Raw genomic sequence first — 24,027 nt, 5'->3', positions numbered from 1 at the left:
CCATGAGCGCGGAACTCTTTCCCGGCCGCGCGCGAGGCGCGCCGTTCAGGATCTGCGTGTGCGGCGGCGGAAGCCTTGCGCATGCACTCGTCGCGGTGCTGGGGGCGAGCGCGTCGAACGAGGTACGGTTGCTCACGCGCCAGCCCGAGCGGTGGTCGCGGCGCATCCGGCTGATCTACCTCGACAAGGCCGAGCTGCACGGGACCGTGCGCGCCGTCTCTGACGACCCGTCCGAGGTGGTCGCCGGGGCCGACCTCGTGATCCTGGCGATTCCGCACGCCGCGCGTGAAGTCGTGTTGCGCCGGATCGCGCCGTATCTGAGCCGGCACACCTGGCTCGCGGGCTTTCCGGGCTACGGCGGCTTGCCATGGGCCGTGCGTCTTGCGCTTGGTCCCGAGCAGCGCTTCCTCGGCCTGCAGCGCGTGCCGTACGTCCGGAAGGTCGTGTCGTACGGCGAGGTCGTCTGGGTATCCGGCATCCGTCCCGAGCTGTTCGTCGCCACCGTGCCGGGCCACTGCGCACCGTCCGCCGCGCGATGGCTGCAAGCGCTGCTCAACATCCCGACGACGCCGCTCGCGCATTATCTTGCGGTCTGCCTGAGCAATTCCAATCCGATCTTCCATCCCGCGCGCCTTTACTCGCTCTGGCGCGACGCGTCACCGGAAGGCGTCTGGGCGACGCGTCCGCAGTTCTACGAGGACTGGGACGAGCCGGCATCGACGCGCTATCTGGCTTGCGAGCGCGATCTGCAATCGATCGGCGGCGCGTGCCCGGCCGATCTGTCGGGCCGCCGGTCCTTGCTCGACCACTACGGCGCGCGAGATGCGCGGGAGATGACGCAGATCATCCGGCGTATCGCGGCGCTGCGCGACCGGCCCGTGCCGATGCGGGCCGTCGACGATGGCTGGATGCCCGACGTGCACAGTTACTACTTTGCCGAGGACGTGCCGTACGGCATCGTCGTGCAACGCGCACTCGCCGATATCGTGGGCGTCGCGACACCGGCGCTCGATGAGGTCATTCGCTGGGCGCAGCGCTGGATGGGCAGAACGTGGCTCGACGACGGCCACGCGCTGGGCCGCGACACGCATGGCTTGCCGCTGCCGCAGCGTTTCGGCGTGGCGAATGCGGCGGATCTCGTCGACACGCTCAGGTGACGCGGGATCGTTGGTGCATGCCTACGCGCGCCACAAAACCGGAAAGACCTGTGGGTCCGCAAAATCCGGCGTGCCGCCCGGCGTCAGCCTGCACAGCAATTCGTTCGAATGCATCGCTCGGCGGCCGTTCGGCTGAATCCACGGTTGATGGCGATTCGCCGCGTCCTGCAGATGGACGGCGAGCGCGATTCGTGGGGCTTCGCCGAGATTCGGCACGCTCCGATGCAGCACCCGGCTGTGGTGGAACACGACCTGGCCACGCGCGACGGGCAACACGCGCACGACCGGCTCGACCGCATCCGGCACCATCGCCGCCGGTACCTGTCCGTCGAAGTCGGGGGTCAGGAAACGCCGTTCCAGCGAGATCGTCGGCCAACGGTGGCTGCCCTCGACAACGGCGAGCGTCCCGTCGTCCGCGCTGCAATCCGCGAGCGGAATCCACGCGGTCAGCAGTTCCGTCGAACTCGAGTTGCCCCAATAGGCCACATCCGTATGCCAGCCGGTTTCGGTCGACGCCGGCGGGAGTCCGCCGGGCTTCACGATCAGGCGGTCGTGGAACAGGCGGATCTCGCTCGTGCGCGCGAGTCGCCCCGCGATCGCGGCGATCGCCGGGTAGGCGACGAGGTCGCGCACCGCGCGCATCTGCAACGACAGGTAGCCGCTGATCTGGATGACTTGCGCGGCCCCCTCGGCCCAGTCGCGCTGCGTCGCCTGCGCGGCAATCGTCGCGTCGCGATCGCCGCGCCGGTAGCGCGCGATGTCCTCGGCGGCCGCGTCGAGCAAAGCGGCGGGAACGATGGCATCGCTCACGAACCAGCCCCGTTGCGCGTAGGTCGAGCAATCGGCATCGTTCGGCAGGCACGCGGCCTGGTCGGGCGGGAGCGCCGCCGTGGCGGGAAAGGTCAGCATGGCGAGCCATCCAGGATTGCGGCGCTTGCGCCGGCGTAGAGCGGTGCGCAGCGCATCGGCAAGCGCGCGTCGCGCGAGAACGATTCGACGGACGCCGCGTCGAGTAGTCCCAGGGATTGGGCGTCCTGCCACGGTGAAGGGGGCGCCGCGCGATCGTGGGCCGGCAGTTCGATCAGTCTTTCGGCCCATCCGAGCATCGTATCGAGCACCGGTGTTTCCACGCGGGCGAGTCGGCCAAGTTCTCGATGGATCGCCAGTCCGTACGCGAAGTCTTCCTGAAAGAAGCGCGCATCGGTATCGGGCGAACCATCGGCTCGGGATGGGACGGCGATATGGCGCAGCGGCGCCATCGAGCGAATGAGCGCCGTCACGACGTCCGGCGAATTCGCGCCGAAATGGGCGCGCGCACCGACTTCGTCCGGCACGTTCAACGCGCTTCGGATCCGCGCGAGCTCGTCGTCGAGGCACAGCAGATGCGTGCTGGCCACGTCGTTCCAGTCGCCGTAAAAGCGCACGGACTGCGGGACCGGTCTGCCGCTGCCGTAGAGCGCGAAGAGACGCGGCGGATGCAGGGCGGGGTTGTCGAACCCGAGCGTGACGGACAGGTAGCCATTCAGTGGGTGAAGCTCGAATCCGAACGCGTCGGACAGACGCGGCGCGAGCGCCGCCAGCTCGCGTGCCGGATGGCCCGCGATGCCGACGCGGCTTCGGACCGCGGTGACGTGAACCACCTGGCCGCGCACGATGGTGCGCGCGACCCATGGCGTGCGTTGCAATCCGAAATATCGCACGCTGCTCCCGAGCGCCCGGGCGACGCGCCAGTCGAATCCGGCCGCGCAGCCGAGGCATCCCACCCACGCATGCGGTGCGAGGAACGGCCGGATGTGTTCGAGAAGCGTGGCATGCGCGAACGCGGGCACCGCGAGCAACACCCAGTCGCTCGCGCCGATCGCGCGGGCCGGGTCGTCTGTCGCAGCGACGGGGCCGGCCAGGCGCAGGCGATCGCCGAAATGAATCGTGGCGACGTCCGACCAGCCCGACGGTTCGCGCGTCAGTACCGAGACCTCGAAACCAGGCCTTGCCGCGAGCACCGCCGCCGCCGTGAGCGCGATGCTGCCTCCGCCGCAGACGGCGACCTTCATGACGTAGCGGAGGCGGGCGACGGGGCCGTGAGCGCGTGCAGCTCGACGAAAGTGGCGCGAAGCAGGCTGGCGATGTCGCGCAGCAACGGAATGACGACGGACGCGCCGCCGCGTTCGGCGGTCAGCCGATAGGCGATCTCCACCATCTCCGCATAGTGGTCGTCCTGTTCGTCGATGCGCAGGTGTGCTTTCGCGCCGCGCACGTGTCGCTCGCCGAACACGGCGGCGGCCCGTTCGATCGCCGCGCGGGAGAAGCGCGCCGAATTCCACTCGACGAAAATCGAATAGCTGACCGCGGCCACCGAGCCGACGCCGTGGATTTGCGCCTCGAGATAGTCGAGCAGCGCACGCGTCGATTTCAGCGGCGGCCGCTCGTCGATGATCGACTTCCGGTAACCGTGCGTGGCGAGATCGGCCAGGAACATGCGGTCGTGCTTCATCTCCTCGACGATGTAGTCGCCCCACCGGCACGCGGTGTCGTAATCCTCGTCGAGCATCTTCAGCAACGCGAGCGCGTCGGTGCGCGCCGTCAGGCGGATGCGATGAACCGTCTCGATCCGGTGCGCGATGTAGTAATCGGTGTCGAACGGCAGCGTCGCGTCCGCCAATTGCCCGGCGCGCGGCACTTCGGCTCGATACCGGTGCGCCTCCTCGAGCAGCACCGCCTCGATCGCGTCGCGAAATGCCGCCGGCGACGGCGCGGCGGCCGACGGCATGTCGTACGCGTTGCGCGCGACGCTCATTTAACGAGATCGAAACCGATCGGAAGACGGTCGACGGTCAGTCGGTCCGCCGCCGCATGGATTTCTGCGGTCCGATGCGCACGCTGCAACAGCAGATCGACGAATTTGACGTCGTCGTCGGTCAATTTATTCGCGCCGAGACGCTCGCGAATGTCACGAATATCCTGAGCGGCAATGATGACGTAAGCCATGCTGATCCCCTTGTAAAATTTATTGAAGAAGTAATGCCTTTATCTTTCTAGGTAACAGGGTGGGCGAAGTCAAGGAGCGTCACCCGGCATGATCCATGCGCCGCGCGCGTGGTGGCGTGAATGCCGTTTCGGTTCACGCTGAAAGCAATTGCGCCATTTTTTGCAATCACACTTCGAGCGAATTTCTTGAGAGAAGACGGCGTGCGTGCGGATAAAACGGGGGCTGTCGGGAAAATGAAAAATATCGGCCGCTTGCCAATTCGAGTCGAACTGCGATCACAAAATCGACGCTGACTTTATAGAAAAATAAATGCGAATTTCAATGCGTACTTGTCTGAATAAAAGCTGTCGACGCCTGTCCTAGACTTCGGATTCCGTCCGCGAGGGATTTCACGGATGGGGAGATCCCTGCGCGTATCACGAAGCCGTTCATGCGCGGCGGGCGACGATTGGGTCGATAAAGAGAAAGCAATCGGACGACACCTGCATCTACGTTCTCAGCTCGGGGCTGAATCAGGAAAGTGCTAAGGAGACCATAAAATGACCAAATATATTCGCAACAATGCCTGGAATGCCGGTGGCGATTTCAACAATCCGGATCTCCTCTGGTACGCGAAGGGCGTCGCAAAGATGATGGGGCGCGCGCTGAACGACACGTCCAGCTGGTGGTTCTACGCGGCCATGCATGGCGAGTACCTCACGCCCGCAACGACCGGGAAGATCCCTCCGGGTCTCTACCCGAGGTGGAGCGAGATCCAGAGCCCGCCGAGCGTGCCGACCACGCCGCTTCCCGACCTGGCGACCCAGAATCGGTACTGGAATCAGTGCCAGCATGGCACCTGGTATTTCCTGCCATGGCACCGCGGTTATCTGCTGGCGCTCGAGGCTCAGTTGCGTGCCGACATCGTCAGCCTGGGCGGCCCCGCAACCTGGGCGCTGCCTTACTGGAACTATTTTGGCGGCGCGAACGGCGCCGAGGCGCAGATGCCGCCGGCTTTTGCCCAGCAGACCTTGTCCGACGGGAGCGCCAATCCCCTGTATGTGAAGATGCGTTATGGTCCGGACGGAGACGGCGACATCTACATCCCGACGAACACTAGGGCGGCGGCGGACGATCAGAATGTCGATCAGGACGTGACGCAAGCCTGCCAGACCAACGACCTCTTTACCGGGACGAATCAAGCAACCCCGTGGCCGGGATACGGTGGTCCGGATCACGCGTGGTTTTCCCACAATGGCAGGACCCACGGGAACATGGAGCACAATCCGCACGACCTGGTCCATGTATACGCGGGGGGCACGGTCAGTAAAGACGATTTCGGCCTGATGGCCGATCCCGGCACGGCGGGACTGGATCCGATCTTCTACCTGCATCACGCCAACATCGACCGCATGTGGGCATCGTGGAACGCGGCGGGCAATGCCAACCCCGAAGACGCGGACTGGCTTCATGGCCCCGTGCGGATTTTCGTGATGCCGGAGCCGAACGGCGAAAGCAAGCAGTTCACGCCCGGGGACATGACCAGCCTTGCCAACCTGGACTACACCTACGAGGATCTCGCCGTGGCTGGCCAGGTCGCGGGAGCGCCGCTGGTGCTGAGACTGCAGAAGCTGGGCGTCGCCGGCCTTCCGGCCGCGACGGCGCATCAGGCGCCCAGCCCGAAGGCGACGCAAACGCCCGCCGAGCTGCTGGGTGCTGCCTCGGGTGCCGTGCAGATCTCGGGAGCCGGCAGCGGGTCCATCAGTGTGCGACTGGATGCCGATGTCCAGCAGCGCGTGATCGAGAGTCTCGCGGATGCGTCGCTCGCGGCTCCGCCCGATCGGGTGTACCTCAAGCTGGAGAACGTGCGCGGCACGCTGGATGCGACCGTGCTGGGCGTGTACGTCAACCTGCCTGCCGATCACGCCAGCCCGGCGGTTCGGCGCGCACACCAGGCGGGCGCCATCGCGCTGTTCGGCCTGCGGCGTGCCAGCGACGTGGATGGCGGGCATGGCGGGGACGGCCTGACCTACGTGCTGGACATCACGCGATTGCTGGACCAGCAGTATCTCGAGGGCCAGCTGCCGAGCGCAAACCTCACCGTCACCCTGTTGGCACGACACGCGCTGTCCGAGCAAGCCACGATCGAGATAGGCCGCGTGAGCGTCTATCGGCAGCCCGAATGAGCGCGCCGCATCATGATCCTCAATCGGCGTGAGCTTGCCCGCGTGCGGTTCGGCGTGCTTGGCGCAAGCGCGGCTGCCTGGATCGCGATCGGCGCGTCGTCGCTCGGGTTGGGCCACGAGGGGCTTGAGGATGCGTTGTGCAGTTCGACGCAACCCGTCATCGGGCCGGCCGCAGGCTGGATTCTGTCGACCAGCCGCGGTTGGCTGTTGATGATCGTGGCCATGATGGGCCCGATGACGCTGCCCGCCATCGTGCACATTCGTGTCAGCACCTTTGCCAACCGACGCTGGCGTGCCGTTGCACTGTTCGTGCTGGGCTTCATGGCCGCGTGGGTGATACCGGGCCTGGCGATGACGGCGCTGGGAACGGCCGTGAGAGACGCGACGGCGAATTCGTACGTTCCGGCCGCGCTGGCCGCGTTCGTCGCGTGCGTCTGGCAGGTCTCGCCGTTCAAGCAGCGGTGCCTCAATCGCTGTCATGCGCACCGTCCGTTGTCGCCGTTCGGACGGAAGGCCGATGTCGATGCCCTTCGGCTCGGGCTGCGGCACGGGTGGTGGTGCATCGGCACGTGCTGGGCGCTGATGCTGGCGATGGTGCTGCTGCCCGGATGGCAACTGGCGGCGATGGTCGCCGTTTCGGCGCTGGCGTTTTGCGAGCGGCTGGACCCCCCGACGGCGCCCGCATGGCGGCTCAGGGGGGCGCGCACGGCCGGCCTCTGGCTGCGCCGCGAAATCGCGCATGCCAGGTTGCGCATGCTGCGTCAAACGGGGCACAGTGCTGAACGTCAGGCTCGGAAACATGAACTCGTATGACTGACCCAACCAACGTGACAGGCCCGCGTCGCTCGCTGCGTGTGATTGCATCGAGCGACGCCCCCATCCTCGTGGAAGGCGATGGCGTGGAGGTCCGGCTGCGCATCGACCACGCGGCCATCGTCGCGCTGGCGTCCGAACAAGCCGTCCACGCGGGCGACGCATCCGTGTTCCGTTTCTACCTGGAGCTGGAGCAGGTCCGCGGTACGCACGATGCGGCCGTGTTGCAGGTGTTTCTGCGGACCCCGGGTGCCACCCAGGCCAGCCATCCCCATGACACTTATCTGGCCAGCGTCGGTTTGTTCGGACTCCGGCTGGCAAGCATGGGCGATGCGGGCGAGGGGCTGTTCTACTCCCTCGACATCACATCGCACGCCGCGCGACTGCAGCACGCGGCCGTGCCGGCGGCAGCGCGCCTCTGCGTGTCGATCCAGTCCCGGCACACGCTTCCCGGCGGCGTCGGGATTCACATCGGTCGAGTCAGCATCTGCGTCGAACGTATCAACACGTGAAAGCGGCGTGCTGAACATGCAGCGCGCGTGCATCGCATACGGGGAGAGCATGCAATGGGCGCAACCGGCAATCGCTCGCGTTCCTGCGGGGGCAAGTGTCGAAACGGGTTGAGGCAAGCCTGCGTGTCCGCGGCGATCGGCCTGGCGGCCGCGCTGGGCGCGTCTGGCGCGATGTCGGCGTCCGGCGGCGACACGCATGGCACAGCGGTGCACGACATGCACGGCATGGTGAGCGAGCACATGATGAGCACGCTGCCCGGCAGCAAGGCGTCGATCTCGCTGGCGGAAATCGCGGCCAACGATCCCGAGCCGCCGACCGATTTCGACATCGGGACGCTGACGAAAAAGATCAAGACGGCCAACCCGGAGACGCAGGCCTTGTTCGATCAAGGGCTGCGTTTCTACTGCGCGTTCAATTTTCGCGAATCGTACCGCGCGTTCAAGGCCGCGCTCAAGCGAGACCCCGACTGCGTGATGTGCCGGTGGGGGATCGCGATGTCGCTGGGCGTGAACATCAATCAGCTCGATCAGCCGGAACAGGATCGCCGGATCGCGCAGCAGATGCTCAACGACGCGCTGCGTATCCGCGATGCGGATCCGAAGGAGCGCGCGCTGGTCGAGGCGGTGCTGCCGCGCTATGAAGCGCATCGGCGGATTCCCGGCAAGCTCGAACGCCAGGCCCGGCGCAACAAGGACTATGCCGATGCGATGACCGCGCTGGCCCGCCGCTACCCGGACGATCCTGACATCCAGACCCAGTATGCGGATGCGGTGATGAACCTCAAGCCGTGGGAATACTGGGATCGTCAGGGGAACGCGGCCTACCGGGAGATTCCGCCGGCGGTCGATGCGGTCGAGGACGGGCTGAAGGATCACGCCGATCACATGGCGCTCGTCCATTGGTACATCCATATTCGCGAAGGGTCGACGGAGCCGGATGCCGTGACGCCCTTTGCGAACAAGTTGCCGGCGCTCGCGCCCGGCGCGGGCCATCTGGTCCATATGCCGTCGCACATCTACTACCGCACTGGCGACCACCTGAAATCGTTCGAAGCGAACCGGAACGCCACGGCGAGCGACGAGGCTTATTTCAGCAAGGTCGATGCGGGGCGCCCGGGCGGCATCGATCACCCGGACGGCGACCGCTATCGCTGGGGCTACTACCGGCACAACATCCATTTCGCGCTGGCGTCGGCGATCATGACCGGCAACGTCGAGGACATGAGCTGGGCCGCCGATCGGCTGCGGCGTTCGGAAGGCGAGGGCGTGACGTTCCGGACCGACCGCTATCGCGGCGTCTATTACCAGGCGCTGCCGTATTTCAAGGCGCCTGACGAGATCATCCAGCAGCCGCCGCCGGGCGGGGCGGCAAAGGATTGGCGCTTCGCGCGCATCTCGTGGGACTACGCGCAGGCGCTTGCCTACGTCCGCAAACGCGATGTCCAGCGCGCACGCGGCGCGTATCTGAAACTCGAGGAGGATGTGATCGCGTTCAGGAACGAGCGGCGCGACGAAGTGATGGGGCACCAGGCCGCGCAGATCATGCAAGCGGTCGCGCGCGCGCGAATCGACCAGATGAACGGCGACGCGCGAGGTGGCGTGCGCGTGCTCGAACACTCGGTCAGGCTACAGGACGCGATGGACTACGACGAGCCGCCTTACTGGATGGTACCGGTCAGGCAGACCCTCGCCGCACTGCTGATCGACCTCGGCCGATACGACAACGCGATCGACACGCTCCACGCGTCGCTCGGCGGCGACGACCCGAATCGCAACCTGTACATGAATTTCAAAGGCAACGGCTGGGCGTATTTCGGGCTGACGCAGGCGTATGAACGCAAGGGGATCGAGAACCTGACGCCCGACCAGCGGAGGGACTACGACAGCGCACGGAAGCGGCTCGCCGAATACTGTCCGCCGGGCAGTGAGGCATGCGCGTTGTCGCTCGACCGGATGTAGGCAGGCCGTGTCGGTGGGTTGAATTATTTCGTAAATCGATTTTAATCGTCAAATAGTTAAACTAATCAGCGCCGCATTCTTTCATATCTATTAAATTGACGTTTCAATATGTAATGTTATATCTTGATTGCCCAAAAACAATCGAGAGAAAATAAAGTGGCAATAAACGAGGTGCTTCAAAAGAGCCGCCGCTGGTCGGCCATCGTCACGTGGTCGGTATTCGCCGGACTGGCCGGCACCGCGTCGGCCAATACCGAGCCGGCGCAGCCGACGCAACCCAAGCAGGCGCGCATGCCTCGCGTGCCGCAGAATCTGCCCGTGTCGCCCGAGCAGGCGCAGTACAACCTGCCGCTCAGCGAGCAGGATCGCGCGGCGCTGACCAAGCCTTCGCAGCTCAAGCAGCCGGCCACGCGCAGCAAGCGCAGCACGCCGGGCGCCGATTGCCGCGACATGTCGGTGATGACCCAGTACCGCGGCGCGGCACTCGCCGATTACATTGCGAATCTTCCCGATTACGAATGCCATTACGGCCTGTTCTCGGTCGATAAAGCGCAGGCCACACAGATCTTCAATGCCGAAAACGTGCACGCTGTCGCGGGTCGTTTCGTGCAGGAAATCTATAAATATGATGCGGGCAATTTGATCCTGGTCAATTTGCTGATTTATCTGCGTGCCGCTTACTACCAATATGATGTATCGGGCATTGCGAACCCGATTCCGAATCTCGCGGTGTCGCTGCGCCCGTATATCAAGCAAAGCCTGGAGGGCGATGCGCTCTATCGCGACAATTCACGCGCGCCGAGCACCGCGAACGAGCTGATGAAGCTCATCACGAACATGCGGGACGAAGCGTACTACCTGCCGACGCTGAAGAACCGCATCGCGTCCTACACCGTGAGCGCGGCGAATCCGCAGGCGGCGGCGCCGCTGCTGCAGCGCAGTGCGGCGGGCGGCTTCACCGGCTTGCTCACGGTGTTCTTCTACGCGCACCAGCGCAGCGGCGCGCAGCCGATGCTCGACAGCGACGCGACGCTCCCGGAGACGCTCAACCGCTTCGTCACCGCGAACCGCGCGAGCCTGTCGAACACGAGTGCCGCCTATCAGCTGGCCGACGCGGCGCGCGAAACGTTCCGCTTCCTCCGCTATCCGACGCAGAAGCCGCGCGTGAAGAAAATGATCCAGGACATGCTCGCGTCGACGAGCATGACGGGCGCAGACAGCGATCTCTGGCTCGCGGCGGCGGAAGCGGTCGACTACGGCGATCCGGGCAGCTGCGCGGACTACGGCACCTGCGACTACAAGAAGCGGCTGGGCGACACGGTGCTGTCGAATCGCTACGCTTGCAACGCGGGCGTGCGCATTCTCGCGCAGGACATGACGATGCCGCAGCTGCAGTCGGTCTGCACGGCGGTCGCGCGGCAGGACGACTACTTCCACCGGATGATGAAGACCGGGCGCAAGCCGGTCACGGGCGATCGCAACGACACGATCGAACTCGTCATTTTCGATGACTACACGAACTATCGAAAATACGCGTCGGTGATCTACGGCATCAGCACCGACAACGGCGGCATGTATCTCGAGGGCGATCCGTCCGCACCCGGCAACCAGGCGCGCTTCATCGCGCACGAGGCATCGTGGCTGCGGCCCGAGTTCAAGGTGTGGAACCTCGAGCACGAGTTCACGCACTATCTCGACGGCCGCTACGACATGGCGGGCGACTTCTCGGTGAGCACCGCGAAGCCGACCGTGTGGTGGATCGAAGGCGTCGCCGAGTATCTGTCGAGAAAGAACGACAACCAGGAGTCGATCGACGCGGTGCGCACGAGCGCGTACCGGTTCTCGGACGTGCTCGGCACGCGTTACTCGTCGAGTGACTATGTCGCGCGCGCGTACCGGTGGGGCTACATGGCGACGCGCTTCATGTTCGAGCGCCATCGCGCGGACGTCGACACGATCGTGTCGCGCTTCCGGGTAGGCGACTACGACGGCTACGCAAACTATGTCGCGTACATCGGCAATCGCTACGACACCGAGTTCGCCGACTGGGCGCGCAACGCGACGACGGCGGGCGAGCCGCCGGTGCCGGCGAAGCGCTGACCGGCACGGGCCGGCGCCGCGTGATCGGACGCCGGCCACCGTGGCGCCCGACGCATCAGGGCAGGAAGCAGGGAGCAGGGAGCAGGAAGCGGCCCTCGAACGGAAGTTCGAGGGCCGCGTCGCGTCGACATGACGCGACGCCACCGCGCTAGCGATCCGTGCCGGTATCGGCAACATAGTTCGCGATACTGAAGAAGCGATAGTCGCTCAGCAGATCCGGCGCCGGGAACCCCTCCGGATGAATCCGCCCATAAATCGGGCTGTCGGGGCGCAGGCCGGCCAGGGTCAACGCGAGCGTGAATTCGTTGAACGGCGCCATGAATTGACGCGACACGAAATGCATGCCCCAGTTGAACACCGACGGAAGCTGCTCGGTGCGCAACCACGTGTCCGGCCCGCCCGGCGCACGTGCGCAAAGATTCTCCGCCCACGGGCTATGCCCTTCCACGATGAGAAAGCCATGCTTCGCGTGGCGCTTCCAGCGCGTCAGGAAATCGATGAGATCCGCCGCGGCCACGTAACCGGGAACGAGGCCTTCCGCATCGCTATACGCCACCTTGAACGCGCGCTTGATCTGGTCGAGCGCAATCGGCAGCTCGGCCTGATCCGATACCGTCAGGACGCCCGCATAGTGCTGATCGACAACCGCGCGCAGGCGTGCCCGATCGACGGTGCGGAGATGGCGCTCGAGGATCGCTTCGGCGGCGTCCGTGCGGCGGATGCCCAACCGGCGGTTGTGGACCAGGAACATGAAGGTATGCAACAAGTCGCTCAGCCGCGCCGGGCGCACGCTGCCGTCCGGCTGCGTGACGGTCAGGCCGCTTTCGGCCACGGCTTCGTCGTAGCGGTCGGGCTGCGAAATGTCGGCGGCGATCACGCGGACCTGCACGCCGGCGACGTCCCGCAGCGCAGACAGCGTGGCGGCTGCGCGGCCGCGTGCGGATTCGTTGTAGTCCGCGCCGATCACCAGCAGCGGATAGTCCGCGAGGTGCCGGCCGCGCCGCGTCGACGTAATGACGTATTCCGCCAGGCGCTTCAGCGCGCTGCCGTCGCCGCAGCCCATGTCGGCGATGCCGGCCGGCTGGCGGTCCAGCGGCGTGTCGTCGAACAACGCGCGCAGGATTTTTGTCGTGATTTCCTGCGACGCCGGCCCTGACCCGGCGCCGCTCGATGCATACACGTTCATCACGCGATCGATGTGGCCGTCGCTATCGATATCGAGCGGATCGGGGTTGCCGAACAGGAGTTCGTCGAGCAACGCATACGAACGCAGATAGGACGCGGGCAACCCAGCGTAAGGGGCGGCGATCGGCCGGTGAATCCGGCCCGACTCGGTGAGGCGCACCTTTTCCCGATCGATTTCGGCCATGCCGAACTTGCACATCAGCGCCCATGCCGCGTGCAGTACGACAGGATCGGCCTGCGTCCAGGCGCCGACGACGACTCCGTCGGGCTCACCGTCGAGCTTGCCGAGGATGCCGGGCGCCGATTGCGAGTACTGGCCATCCGGCTGCCTGTCGAACACCGGCATGTCGAGCGCGACCCAGGTCGGGCCGAGCAGCAGGCCGTCCATCGCGGTGCGCAACTGCCCATTCGCCTGGCGCTCCAGATCGGTCGCGGGGAGTGGAAGCTCCGGCCAACCCGCTACGCAGATCCGCGCGAGCTGCGCATACAGCACGCTTTCGTCGGCCGCGATGCGCGTTCGATGACACAGGGCGTGCAGATGCTGGAGCACCGACGTGGCATTCGCCAGTTGCTCGAACAGCGGCCGGGTGCGCTCGACGCACGCGACGACATATTCGCCGGCCGGGGTGAGCGCATATTCGGCGTCTTCGTCGCCGCGATCGAGGGTCAGCCAGCCGGCCAGGCTCAACAGGTTGAGGGCGCCCCACAGAATCCCCAGGTTACGGGTCGGGTCGGGCTGGCGGGACGCGGCGAACGCGCGCATCGCGCGGGGCGCTCCGGCCCGCAGGCCGCGGAACGCGCCGGCAAACACCAGGCGCGCCAGCGTCGGCACCAGCACGATGCCGTTCGCCCAGTTGCAACTGCGCGTATAGGCCATCACGCGCTGAGCGTCGTGCCGGCCGATGCGCAGCGTGGCCGCATGCGTGTGTTGCTCGAGCTTGACCGGCAGCTCCATGTCGAGCACCTCGACGCCGATCGTGGTGCCGGCCGACAGGCCGAGCAAGGTGCGTGTTTCGTCGGGATAGGCGCCGAGATAGTGTTCGAGCTGCCGGGCCAGTGCGGCGGTGGAATCACCAAGGTCGAATCGGGCATGCATGTTGGACGGTCTCACAGGGTCGAAGGTTGGGCTGCAATGGGTGAAGATGCATCCGGATCGGCGTGCGCGACGGCAACCGCCGGCGCGGCGCCGTGAGTCCGGGGCGCGAGATGGGCGGCCAGCGCACGAATGGACGGGTAGTCCCAGACCGCGGACGGATCGACGGTTACGCTGAAGGTCTCGCTCAATACGATCGTCATTTCGACGGCGAGGATCGAGTCGAAGCCGATTGCGGCGAACGTCGACTCGCGCGTCAATCGAAGCTTGCGGTGCTTGAGGCGCTCGCCCAGCCACGCGATGAGCCATTGTTCGACGGCATGCACCTGCTGGCGATCGAGCAGGCTTGCCGGTTCGTTCACGACCGGGGTTGCGGCGGAACCGGCGTCTTCGCCGGCTGGCGCGTCGGGCACGCGGAAGACCGAATGCGTGCCGGCATCGGCGTCCAGCAGCGGATCGACGAGTTGGCTTGCGCCCGGGATCGTCTGCTCGATCGAGCCGATCTCGAACCCGGTGCGCGCTGCCCAGTCGTTCAATTCCGCTGTCGTGGGCAACGCAGATCGCAGGCCGACCTGCCGTTGCGCCGCCTCGATCGCGAGTTCGTACTGGCGCTGCGCCCAGCGCAGCGTGCCGTCGCCGATGCGCTGCTGCGCAGCCGCGCGTTCGATCACCGCCAGCAGCAATCCCCATTGCGCGATCGTGCCGAGCCAATAATTGACCCAGACGGCGGCGTGCGCGGTGCCGTCGAGTTTCGACGCATTGGCGAGCCCGTCCTGCGCCAGCTGTGCACCCAGCTCGCGCAGCTCCCTGGCCAGCGCACCGGCGCCCAGCGCACTCTCCAGATAGCGCAGCAAATCGTCGCTCCCGTTGAGCAGGCGGCTGCCCAGGTGAACCAGCAGCGTTTCGGTCGGCCCCTCGAAGATGCGGGTCAGGCGCGCGTCCCGGAAGATCTGCGGCGCCAGGTTGGTCTCGATATACCCCCGGCCGCCCAGGAACTGCATCATCTCGTCAGCGGATTGCGACAGCAGCTCGGAGCCGAGAATCTTCGAAATCAGGAGGCAGTCTTCAGGCAGCGCGACGCCGAGGTCCAGTTCGGTGGCCAGGTGCTCGACCAACGCGTTGAGCCCGTCGATGCGGTCCCGCAGCTCGCCCAGGCGCAGGCGGCTCAGCGGGTTGTCCAGCAGGAGGCCGGTGCCGACCTGGCGCCGCGCGCCGTAGCGATGCATCAGCTGCGCACAGCGTTTCATGCCGCCCACGCAGACGGCAGCGATGCCAAGGCGCGCAATGTTCATTGCGTGCTGTGCGACGGCCATCCCTTGCCCGATGTCGCCGAGCCGGTATGCGTCGCTGATTCGTGCCTGATCCAGATGCAGCGAATTCTGGATCATGCCGCGCACGCCCATCGTCAGTTCCTCGGCGCCGATCCGCACGCCCGGCGTGCCGGGGCGCACCGCCAGTCCGACCATGCCGGTGCCGTCGGCCCGCTTCGCGAACACGTTGATGATCCCCGCCCATGCGGATGAGCCGCTCCAGCGCTTGTTCCCTGTGACCAGCCAGTCGCCGGAATCGATGCGCTGGGCGCGAGAGGCAATCGCGCGCACATGCGAACCCGCGGCGGGCTCCGTGATTGCGAACGCGGCGAGCATCCGGCCGCTCGCGAGGCTCGGCAGCAATTCCTCGCGCAATGCCGGCTGCGCATGGTGCATGATCGGCAGGATCCCGAGCGTGTTGTTCAGGGTGACGAAGAAAGCCAGGGTCGAATCGATCGCGGCCAACTGCGCCAGCACGCGCGACATGTCGCGCTGGCCGAGGCCGAGGCCGCCATGCGAACGGTCGATCGGCATGCCGAGCAGGCCCCGGTTCCCGAAATCGAGCACGATGTGCGGCGGAATAGTGCGACGCTCGTCGATGGTTCGGGAATCGATCCGCGTGCGGGCGTAGTGCCTGAGCCAGTCGTTCAGTTCGTCGACGGTGGCGCTGTCATCGCGCCGGCGATCGTTGGCCGCAGGCTTGTCGACCACGGCTGCCGGGTGCGCGGGCTGCCGGCGCTCGGGCGCGGGCGCATGGACGTCGTCCTCGACGTCCCACTGTGCGAGGATCGTCAGCGCGCCGTCGTGCAGCTGCGTGCGACACATGCTGCGGCGCACCTTGCCGCTCGACGTTTTCGGCACGCTGCCGGGCGACACCAGCACGATCGCGCTCGGGCCGATGTCGAGGCGGTTCCAGATCGCCTGGCGAATCGCGTCGATGAAGCTGTCGAGATTGCCCTTGCGCTGCGTGCGCTCGACTTCCGCGACGACGATCAGGCGCTCCGCGTCGACCTGGTCGTCCATGAAGGCCGCGCAACCGTTCGGCACGAGTTCCGGCACGCCGACGATCAGCGCGTACTCGATATCTTCCGAGTAGTAGTTGCGGCCGGCCAGGATCACCATGTCCTTGAGCCGGCCGGTGACGTAAAGTTCGTCATCCAGAATGAAGCCGAGATCGCCGGTACGCATGAACACCTGATCCCGATGGCCCGCCAGGCTGTGCCGGAAGGTCGAATGCGTCTGCTCGTCCAGACGCCAGTAGCCGGCGGCGACGCTCGGGCCGGCAACGCAGATTTCGCCGATGGTCCGGTCGGCGCAACGCTCGTTCGTCTCCAGGTCGCGCACGATCACGTGTTGTTCGCCGTCGGTGCGACCCACGCTGACCAGAACCCGTTCGCCCGGGCGATCCAGCGGCTGCTGCGACACGCCCACGCATTCGCCGCGCAGCACCACGGATTGCCGCTGGAGGGCCGCCTGGTCGACGCATAGCGTCCGGATCGGATGCCGCTCCGTGCGGCCGGCGACGTACAGCGTTCCCTCCGCCAGCCCGTAGCACGGCAGAAAGCCGTCGGCGGCGAAACCCGCGGCGGCGAAGCGCTGCGCAAAATCGGTCAGGGTGCTGGCGCGGACGGACTCGGCGCCGTTATAGGCGACCCGCAGGCACGACAGGTCGAGCGTCGCCAGCTGTTCGTCGGAGATCCGCCGGCAGCACATCCGGTACGCGAAATCCGGCGCGCCCGTCAGATCCGCACGGTACTGGCTGATTGCACGCAACCACAGGTACGGATGCTGGATGAAGCGTTCCGGGGCCATCAGCACGCTCCGGAAGCCGCCGTAGAGCGACGTCAGGATCACGCTGATCAGGCCCATGTCGTGGTAGGGCGGCAGCCAGCTGACGATCGTGCTCTGCTCGTCATAGGCGAGCCATTCGCGCATCAGCCCCAGGTTGTGCATCAGGTTGCCGTGCGACACCATCACGCCCTTGGGGCTACCGGTGGTTCCCGACGTGTATTGCAGAAAGGCGATCTCGGAAGGCTGCACGCTGACGGGCGAATGCACGGGATCCAGCACCTGCGCGCCCCCGACGTCGAGCAGCGTGCTGCCGGATGCGTCGGTATCGGCGAGCCAGGTCGCGCAGCGCGCATGGTCCTCGGCCGAGCACAGAATCGTGTTCGCGCCTGCGTTCTCGACGATGCCGGCGATCCGCACCATATGCTGCCGGTTGCGCGGCGGGTAGGCGGGAACGGCGATGGCGCCCGCATACAAGCACCCCATGAACGCGCTGACATAGTCGAGCCCCGGCCGGCACAGCAGCAGGACCCGGTCGCCGATGTCGATCGCGTTCTGCCGCAGCAGCGCGGCGACCCGGCGAGCGCGTACGTCGAGTTCCGCGAACGTCATCGATTCGGGCTGTTCCTGTTCGGGCGGGCCGCTCAGGAACACGTAGGCGGTCTTGTCGCCGAGTGTGGCGGCCCGGTTCTGAAGCAATTCGCTAAGCGTGGTCGGCAAAATCGCAGTGGTCATGATGTCGTCGGAAGAGGAATGAAAACAGCGAGCAGCGGCCTGACGCCGGGCGGCGCCGATGCGTTGCTGCGGCGGGAATCCGAAGGAGGCTATTCGGCGCGATGGAACAGATCGATCATGTGCATCATGCTTTTGAGATGCAGGAAATGCGGCACCACCCGTTCGCTCCTTGCCGCATAACGTGCCGTCCAGTGGTGGGCCAGCTCGTGCGTGGCGGCGGCGTTGCCGCGCACCGCGCGCGCGTCGGCCTCGCGCGCATCGAGGGCTGCGCGTGCGTGCCGAACGGCCGATCGGGCGAGCTCGCCGGTGAGGATGCCGTGGTGTCCCAGTGCGAGCCGCGGCGGCTGCAGTTGCTCGATGACGTGCAGCGAGTGCCGATAGGCGAACAGGTCCTGAAAGACCAGCGGCAGCCAGCTGGTGGCGCCGTGAAACTCGCCGAGCGCATCCGACACGAAAGCGATGTCCAGCTGCGGGCAGTAGTAGCCGAACTGGCAACGGCTGTGGCCCGGCAGTGCGATCGCGCGAATCTGCATCCCGGCGCCGATGTCGAGCTGCGTGCCCGGATTGACCGGGTAGAACGGCAGGTCGGCCAACTCGGTGAAATCGACGCCGGCGGCGGGCTGCCACGACCGTGACGCGTGCGTGTCGAGCTGACGAATGGTCCGGCACGCCGACGGGCTCTGGAACGCATCGAACGCGTCGGGAGAGCCGGATACATGGAGCCACGGCATGCGCGACTTGAGCGTCATCAGCAGGCTGCAATGGTCATAGTGCGAGTGGGTGATCAGCCAGTAGCGCAAATGCCGGATGCCGCCGAAATCGCGCAGCAGCGCGTGAAGCTGCTGCCATACGAGCTCCGTCATGCCGCTCAGGCCGCCTTCGATCAGCGTCGCTGCCTCGTCGTTGACGATCACGTACAGCGGCACGTCAGCCGTGCCGACGAGGGCCAGCCGCGGCTCGATCCACCCCGGGGTAGCGATCAGCATGTCGTTCAGCTCCGATAGAGCGCACAGGCCCATGTCGCGCCCGCGCCGTAGGTCACGAGGAGGTTGAGCTGCCCGCTCGGCATGCGGCCTTGCTCGCGCGCGAGGGAGAGCGCAACCGGAAACGCCGCACTGGCCATGTTGCCGAGCTGATCGACGGAAATCATGCACCGCTCGCGGGGCAGCCCGAGTTGCCCGATGACCGCGTCGAGGATGCGCAGGTTCGGCTGGTGCGGTACGACCAGACCGATATCCGACAGCGTCAGCCGGTGCTTGTCGAGCATCTGCCGGCACGCGTCGACGATGCGCCGCGTGGCGTCTTCGAACATCGGCCCGCCTTTCATCCGGAAATGGTGCCGGCCGACCGCGAGGTCGTCTGCGTCGATGAAGCGTGGGCGTCGCGCGCCGGGCGCTTCGGTGCTGAGCAGGTCGAACTGGGTGCCGTCGGCGCCGAGCGTCAGGTCGATCAGCCCGTGCGCCGGGTGGTCCGTCGCTTGCAGCAGCATCGCGGCGGCGCCGTCGCTCAGCAGGATCGACAGATTGCGGCCGGCATTGCTGGTGTCGATTCGCCGCGACAGCGCCTCGGCGCAGATCAGCAGCACGTTGCGGTACAGGCCACTCGCGAGGAAATGGCGCGCGATCTCGATCCCGTAGAGGCCGCCGCTGCATTGCGCGCGGATATCGAAGCACGGAATCTCCCGCAATCCCAGCCGAGGCTGGATGTAGCAGGCCTGCGACGGATCGTGATGATCCGGCGACAGCGTATTGACGATCAGCAGGTCGACGTCGTGCGCCGTGACGCCGGCGTCGGCCATCGCCCGTTCCGCGGCCGGGCACGCGAGATCCGCCAGATGCTGATCGGGCGCGAGATAGCGTCGTGCCACGACGCCGGTTCGTTCGCGAATGAACGCGTCGCTGGTGTCGATCATGCCGGCGACTTCGTCGTTGCTGACGATCCGGTCCGGCAGCGCGTGGCCCATCCCGGCGATGACGAGTCTGGCGGTCATGCCTGCACCTCCTGCTCTGTCACGGCGTCGACGGCATCGCCCGCATCGGTCACGACGGTTTCGCCCCAGCGCCACAACTGCGCGCCGAAGCCCCAGCCTGCGCCTGCGCCGGCAAGCACGACCAACGATCCCGGCCGGATCACGCCTTCGCGGATCGACTCGTACAGTGCAAACGGCACGGCGGCCGACACGAGGCACGCACAATCGGCCACGCGAATCACGTATTGGTCGGGCTTGAGCCCGAGCCGCTGGGCCCATGCGCGCACGAGCAGGGCAGACGGCTGATGGAACACCATCGCATCGACATCGGCGATGTCCGTTCCGCTCCGGTGCAACAACTGCTCGACGATATCGGGAATGGCCACGGGCATGAAGCGGGCGATCGCCTCCTGCGCTTCGGGCTTGAGCGTGAAATACACGCCGAACGGGTTGTCGGCGTCGGTTGCCGCGCCGTCGTCCGTCGCGGCGCGGGCGTTACGCCACTGCATCGTCACGAGGTCGTAGTGGGTTGCATCGCTGCGATACGCGGCATCCAGCCAGTCGGCACCGTCGGGATCGGCCGGCTCGGCGACGAGCACGGCCGCGGCCGCGCCGTCGCCGAAGTTCGTCGACGATTTGCTGGTGTAGTCGACCACGGCCGACATGCGCTCCGACGAGCACACCAGCGCACGCTTCACCCGTCCCTGCTTGATGAGGTTGGCGGCGATCTGCAGTTGCAGCACGAAGCTCGCGCATTCCATCTCGACATCGGCGTCGAGCGCGCGCGTGGCACCGAGCCGGTCGCGCAGCGTACGTGCAAGCCGCGGCGCGAAACGGCGCCGGCCGTCGGCGAGCGAGACGAACGGCGACGTCATGTTGAACAGCACCAGATCGAGATCGGCGGCTTCCACGCCGGCACGGGCGAGTGCGTCGCGGGCTGTGCGCTCGGCCAGCGCAAGCTCGGATTCGCCGGCATCGGGATCGATCATGTAGCGCGATTCGATACCCCAGAATTGCCACCATTCCGGCGGAATGGGCTCGACGCCCGCGAACACGGGATCGTCGTTGGGCACCTGGCGTGCCGGCAGGCGGCAGGCGAGACTTGCGATTCGGACGTTGTGCACTATCAGATCTCCATCGTGCTGCAGGCGATGCGCGGCCTGAACGGATCCAGCGTCATGGCGACCACCGTACGTTCATCGTCACGCAACGACATCGAATGTGCGACGCGGGACGAGAGCCACGCCGGCAACTGGAACGGGTTCGGGATGTCCGTCGAACCGGCGACGACATCGACGTGGAAATCGCGGCTCACGCCGACGGCGATCGATGGCCATCCGCTCAACCACGATTCGCAAAACAGCGAGGTGGCGCGCCGGTCGATGCGGCTCTGCACCGCGTCGACCATCGCGCGCACCGCGGTGGCCGCATTGGCCGGTTCGGCGTCGAATCGGCCGGTTGCGTGATCGAACCGGCTCTCGAAGCGGGCCAGCGACAGGATGCCGTTCACGCGCCGGGCGGGAAGGGCGTCGAGCGTCGCGAACGGCGGCGCGTCGAGGTCCGCGTAGCGGCTGGCATGATCGCGGTCCTGCCCGGCAGGCGTCAGGACGATCGCTCCCGCGCCGTCGGCGAAGCCGCTCGTGGCCACCTGTTCGACGTCCGCGAGCGCCTCCGCGCGAACGACGAGCGCGCGTCGATAGCCGAGCTGTTTGCAATGGCTGTGCGCGAGATCGAGGGCGAGCGTCCAGTCGGCGTCGAGCAGATCGAACACGGCCGCATGTCGCGCACGCAGGTCGCGCTGTACCGGGTGCGCCAGCCGCGGCCCGGCGATCGTCGGCGCGTCCGCCATCCGGCTGGGAGAAATCGACAGGCTGACGATCAGGTCCAGTTCCGACGGCAGGCAACCGGCTTGCAGCAGCGCCTGCCTGGCTGCCTTGATCGCGTAGTCGTTGGCGTAGGATTGCGCGGTGGTCGCGGGGTCCGGAATGGCCACCGCGGCTCCGAGAATTTTCATAGGGCGTGCTCGTTCTGGACGGTTTGATTCAGGGGACGCGTCGCGCCATGACCCGCCTGCCGGAGCACGGCGCGACGCAATTTGCCCGATTCGTTACGTGGCAAGCTGGCGGCGTGATAGGTCACGCGATGCGGACATTTGTACGGTGCGATCACGTTCTTGACGTGCTGCTGCAGTTGGGTCGTCAACGCGTCCGAGCCGCCGACGCCCGGTCGCAGCACCACATGCGCGCAGATGAGCGTGCCACCCAATTCGTCGATTTGTCCGACGACGCCGCACTCGGCGATATCCGGATGGCGCAGCAGTGCCTGCTCCACTTCGCCGGGAGACACCGTGTAGCCGGAGCTGATGATCATGTCGTCCGCGCGTGCCTGATAGAACAGATAGCCATCCTCATCGAGGTAGGCGCTGTCGCCCGTCAGGTTCCAGCCGTGCTTGACGTAGTCGCGTTGCCGCGCGTCATTCAGGTAGCGGCACCCGGTCGGCCCCTGCACGGCCAGATAGCCGATTTCGTAGGGCGGCAGGCATTGGCCGTGCTCGTCCACGATGGCAAGGCGGTAACCGGGCACCGCCTTGCCGATTGAGCCGTCCTTCGTGCCGGTGTCGCCGGTGGACGCGAAGATATGCAGCATCTCGGTCGACCCGATTCCGTCGATCAGGTGCAGGCCGGTGCATGCCTGCCATGCGTCGCGCGTCCACGACGGGAGCGCCTCGCCCGCCGACACGCATTTGCGCAGGGACGTCACGTCATGCCTGTCGAGATGGTCGAGCATGGCCCGATAGGCCGCCGGCGCCGTAAACAGGATGCTGACCCGATGCCGGTCGACGGCGGCCAGCAGCCGTTCCGGGCTCGCTTTCTGCAATAGCACGACGCTCGCGCCGACACTGATCGGAAACAGCAACAGCGCGCCGAGGCCGAACGTAAACGCAAGCGGCGGCGACCCGCAGAAGACGTCATCGGCCGTGGGCCTGAGCACGTGTTGCGGAAAGCAGTGGCAGGCCGCCATCACGTCGCGATGAAAATGGACGGTGGCCTTCGGTTCCCCGGTCGTCCCCGACGTGAACGCGATGAGGCAAGGATCGTCCGCACGCGTGTCGGCGGCCGCGAATGCCGCTGAATAGCCGTCGAGCCAGCGCGCGTGCGGATGCATGTCGTCCGTCTCGTAGCGCCGAACGTCGCCGCGCCACTGCATGCGCGCCATCGCCGCGTCGAGCTCGGCCGACAGCCCGGCTTCGCAGATCACGTGCGTGACCCGGGCTCGGCCGATGACGGTCGACAGTTCTCCCGCGCGCAGCTTCGGCATCGTCGCGACGGCCACACCGCCGGCCTTGACCACGCCGAACCACGCGGCGGCCAGCATCGGGTGATTGGTGCCGTGCAACAGCACCCGATTGCCGGGCACCAGGCCCGCATCGCGCACCAGCATGTTGGCGATCCGGTTGCCGGCATCGCGCAATTCGCGATACGACCACGTGATGCCCGACTCGGTCCTGATCGCAACGCGATCGCCCCAGCCCCGTTCATCGACTGCGATATCGAGCAGCGCGGCGGCGCAATTGAGAAACGGCGGAAACTGCAGCCCCGGCAACTCAAAGACAAACGCCGGCCAATCTTCGGCAGGGGGCAAGTTCGCGCGGCAAAAGTCGTCCATTGTCAGCGCTCGCAAGAGTGTGAGTTTGAAGTCCGCGATAGCGGTGCGGCGCCGGCCGGGCCCTATGATCGGGCCCGTCCCGCGCAACCTGAATCGCGATGCCAAAGAGACGTGGTCGGGGCGGCAGGCACATGTCGCCGGGCGACGCACGGAGAGCCCGGTCAATCACATGATGGCTTGCCGGTTTTTATGGATTTATTCAGTCTCATTTTATTTTTAAAACGATCAATAATCGATCGGTTTAATTCGGGTTGCTTTGGATTTGGGGTTCATCGATATATTGGGTGAGTTTAAAAGCGTGCCGTAAGCTTAACGGAAGAAAACTCGGAAAGTAAACTGTAATGCAGGTGAATGATGGGAATTATCTTTGAAATCGATTCCATTCTGCATCGGCATTTCGTTGAATTAACCGATTTCGGTTAACCATCTTGCGATTTGTTGACTTCGGTGGAATCTGCTCGCCGGAGCGCTGAATAAAGCATCGGGAAGTTCAACTAGGCGAAACGAGCGCCGCGTCACGAAGTGGACTGCCCTGCAAGAAAGGCGAAAGACCCATGCTCTCGGGAGCGGCGGGGTATCGAGTCGATCT

At 65.9% G+C, this 24,027-nt stretch carries 17 protein-coding genes; 6 read left to right on the top strand and 11 right to left on the bottom strand.

What is annotated here, in order from left to right; all coding sequences use genetic code 11:
- The first annotated feature begins 2 nt into the window (after positions 1-2).
- Positions 3-1,157 (top strand): NAD/NADP-dependent octopine/nopaline dehydrogenase family protein, encoded by a 1,155-nt coding sequence (locus tag G3O06_RS11610; RefSeq protein ID WP_205816095.1) that lies wholly within the window; start codon positions 3-5, stop codon positions 1,155-1,157.
- 21 nt (positions 1,158-1,178) lie between these two features.
- On the opposite strand, the gene G3O06_RS11605 is transcribed toward G3O06_RS11610, so the two are convergent.
- The 4 genes from G3O06_RS11605 to G3O06_RS11590 are packed head-to-tail and all read right to left on the bottom strand — an operon-like array spanning position 1,179 to position 4,142.
- Complete coding sequence (locus G3O06_RS11605) at positions 1,179-2,066, bottom strand: phytanoyl-CoA dioxygenase family protein (RefSeq protein ID WP_205816094.1); 888 nt, start codon at positions 2,064-2,066, stop codon at positions 1,179-1,181.
- A complete protein-coding gene (locus G3O06_RS11600; protein WP_205816093.1) occupies positions 2,060-3,208 on the bottom strand; it encodes an NAD/NADP octopine/nopaline dehydrogenase family protein in 1,149 nt (382 codons plus the stop codon). Before G3O06_RS11600 ends, G3O06_RS11605 begins: the two co-directional genes overlap by 7 nt.
- The gene (locus G3O06_RS11595) at positions 3,205-3,951 is read right to left on the bottom strand and encodes a hypothetical protein (RefSeq protein WP_241019806.1); all 747 of its coding nucleotides are present in this window, start codon (positions 3,949-3,951) and stop codon (positions 3,205-3,207) included. The genes G3O06_RS11600 and G3O06_RS11595 overlap by 4 nt, the downstream gene beginning before the upstream one ends.
- Complete coding sequence (locus G3O06_RS11590; protein ID WP_038740699.1) at positions 3,948-4,142, bottom strand: hypothetical protein; 195 nt, start codon at positions 4,140-4,142, stop codon at positions 3,948-3,950. Before G3O06_RS11590 ends, G3O06_RS11595 begins: the two co-directional genes overlap by 4 nt.
- A gap of 540 nt (positions 4,143-4,682) precedes the next feature.
- On the opposite strand from G3O06_RS11590, the gene G3O06_RS11585 reads away from it, so the two are divergent.
- From G3O06_RS11585 to G3O06_RS11565, 5 genes are all read left to right on the top strand, one after another.
- Positions 4,683-6,308, top strand: coding sequence for a tyrosinase family protein (locus G3O06_RS11585; RefSeq protein WP_205816092.1), 1,626 nt, complete (start codon positions 4,683-4,685; stop codon positions 6,306-6,308).
- Positions 6,309-6,320: 12 nt separating this feature from the next.
- On the top strand, positions 6,321-7,121 hold the full coding sequence (locus G3O06_RS11580) for a DUF2182 domain-containing protein (protein WP_205816091.1): 801 nt from the start codon (positions 6,321-6,323) through the stop codon (positions 7,119-7,121).
- Positions 7,118-7,633, top strand: coding sequence for a hypothetical protein (locus tag G3O06_RS11575; protein WP_205816090.1), 516 nt, complete (start codon positions 7,118-7,120; stop codon positions 7,631-7,633). The genes G3O06_RS11580 and G3O06_RS11575 overlap by 4 nt, the downstream gene beginning before the upstream one ends.
- Positions 7,634-7,756: 123 nt before the next feature.
- Positions 7,757-9,592, top strand: coding sequence for a tetratricopeptide repeat protein (locus tag G3O06_RS11570; protein ID WP_346779507.1), 1,836 nt, complete (start codon positions 7,757-7,759; stop codon positions 9,590-9,592).
- A gap of 156 nt (positions 9,593-9,748) precedes the next feature.
- Positions 9,749-11,692, top strand: coding sequence for a collagenase (locus tag G3O06_RS11565; RefSeq protein ID WP_205816088.1), 1,944 nt, complete (start codon positions 9,749-9,751; stop codon positions 11,690-11,692).
- Between the two features lie 148 nt (positions 11,693-11,840).
- On the opposite strand, the gene G3O06_RS11560 is transcribed toward G3O06_RS11565, so the two are convergent.
- The 7 genes from G3O06_RS11560 to G3O06_RS11530 all read right to left on the bottom strand — a co-directional run bounded on the left by G3O06_RS11560 (position 11,841) and on the right by G3O06_RS11530 (position 23,438).
- The gene (locus G3O06_RS11560; protein ID WP_205816087.1) at positions 11,841-13,973 is read right to left on the bottom strand and encodes a class I SAM-dependent methyltransferase; all 2,133 of its coding nucleotides are present in this window, start codon (positions 13,971-13,973) and stop codon (positions 11,841-11,843) included.
- Positions 13,974-13,984: 11 nt separating this feature from the next.
- Positions 13,985-17,803: an AMP-binding protein gene (locus tag G3O06_RS11555; RefSeq protein WP_205816086.1), complete on the bottom strand. Its 3,819-nt coding sequence runs from the start codon at positions 17,801-17,803 to the stop codon at positions 13,985-13,987.
- A gap of 89 nt (positions 17,804-17,892) precedes the next feature.
- Entirely contained in the window at positions 17,893-18,789 is an 897-nt protein-coding gene (locus G3O06_RS11550; RefSeq protein WP_205816085.1) for an MBL fold metallo-hydrolase, read from the bottom strand.
- Between the two features lie 5 nt (positions 18,790-18,794).
- Complete coding sequence (locus tag G3O06_RS11545) at positions 18,795-19,793, bottom strand: ketoacyl-ACP synthase III (protein ID WP_205816084.1); 999 nt, start codon at positions 19,791-19,793, stop codon at positions 18,795-18,797.
- Positions 19,790-20,899 carry a 3-oxoacyl-ACP synthase III family protein gene (locus G3O06_RS11540; protein ID WP_205816107.1) on the bottom strand — a complete coding sequence of 370 codons (1,110 nt, stop codon included), beginning with the start codon at positions 20,897-20,899 and terminating at the stop codon, positions 19,790-19,792. Before G3O06_RS11540 ends, G3O06_RS11545 begins: the two co-directional genes overlap by 4 nt.
- Positions 20,899-21,786, bottom strand: coding sequence for a hypothetical protein (locus tag G3O06_RS11535; RefSeq protein ID WP_205816083.1), 888 nt, complete (start codon positions 21,784-21,786; stop codon positions 20,899-20,901). Before G3O06_RS11535 ends, G3O06_RS11540 begins: the two co-directional genes overlap by 1 nt.
- Entirely contained in the window at positions 21,783-23,438 is a 1,656-nt protein-coding gene (locus G3O06_RS11530; protein WP_205816082.1) for an AMP-binding protein, read from the bottom strand. Before G3O06_RS11530 ends, G3O06_RS11535 begins: the two co-directional genes overlap by 4 nt.
- Positions 23,439-24,027: the final 589 nt, after the last annotated feature.

The organism is Burkholderia sp. Ac-20345, assembly GCF_017104825.1.
In the GTDB taxonomy this organism is placed as follows: Bacteria; Pseudomonadota; Gammaproteobacteria; order Burkholderiales; family Burkholderiaceae; genus Burkholderia; species Burkholderia lata_B.
The sequence above is the reverse complement of the archived record's forward strand: the minus strand, read 5'-3'. Positions and strand labels throughout refer to the sequence as shown.

What these genes read in the sequence shown, in the direction of transcription:
- G3O06_RS11610 (WP_205816095.1), top strand. Translation starts at nt 3, where the DNA reads ATGAGCGCGGAACTCTTTCCCGGCCGCGCGCGAGGCGCGCCGTTCAGG.
- G3O06_RS11605 (WP_205816094.1), bottom strand. Translation starts at nt 2,066, where the DNA reads ATGCTGACCTTTCCCGCCACGGCGGCGCTCCCGCCCGACCAGGCCGCG.
- G3O06_RS11600 (WP_205816093.1), bottom strand. Translation starts at nt 3,208, where the DNA reads ATGAAGGTCGCCGTCTGCGGCGGAGGCAGCATCGCGCTCACGGCGGCG.
- G3O06_RS11595 (WP_241019806.1), bottom strand. Translation starts at nt 3,951, where the DNA reads ATGAGCGTCGCGCGCAACGCGTACGACATGCCGTCGGCCGCCGCGCCG.
- G3O06_RS11590 (WP_038740699.1), bottom strand. Translation starts at nt 4,142, where the DNA reads ATGGCTTACGTCATCATTGCCGCTCAGGATATTCGTGACATTCGCGAG.
- G3O06_RS11585 (WP_205816092.1), top strand. Translation starts at nt 4,683, where the DNA reads ATGACCAAATATATTCGCAACAATGCCTGGAATGCCGGTGGCGATTTC.
- G3O06_RS11580 (WP_205816091.1), top strand. Translation starts at nt 6,321, where the DNA reads ATGATCCTCAATCGGCGTGAGCTTGCCCGCGTGCGGTTCGGCGTGCTT.
- G3O06_RS11575 (WP_205816090.1), top strand. Translation starts at nt 7,118, where the DNA reads ATGACTGACCCAACCAACGTGACAGGCCCGCGTCGCTCGCTGCGTGTG.
- G3O06_RS11560 (WP_205816087.1), bottom strand. Translation starts at nt 13,973, where the DNA reads ATGCATGCCCGATTCGACCTTGGTGATTCCACCGCCGCACTGGCCCGG.
- G3O06_RS11555 (WP_205816086.1), bottom strand. Translation starts at nt 17,803, where the DNA reads ATGACCACTGCGATTTTGCCGACCACGCTTAGCGAATTGCTTCAGAAC.
- G3O06_RS11550 (WP_205816085.1), bottom strand. Translation starts at nt 18,789, where the DNA reads ATGCTGATCGCTACCCCGGGGTGGATCGAGCCGCGGCTGGCCCTCGTC.
- G3O06_RS11545 (WP_205816084.1), bottom strand. Translation starts at nt 19,793, where the DNA reads ATGACCGCCAGACTCGTCATCGCCGGGATGGGCCACGCGCTGCCGGAC.
- G3O06_RS11535 (WP_205816083.1), bottom strand. Translation starts at nt 21,786, where the DNA reads ATGAAAATTCTCGGAGCCGCGGTGGCCATTCCGGACCCCGCGACCACC.
- G3O06_RS11530 (WP_205816082.1), bottom strand. Translation starts at nt 23,438, where the DNA reads ATGGACGACTTTTGCCGCGCGAACTTGCCCCCTGCCGAAGATTGGCCG.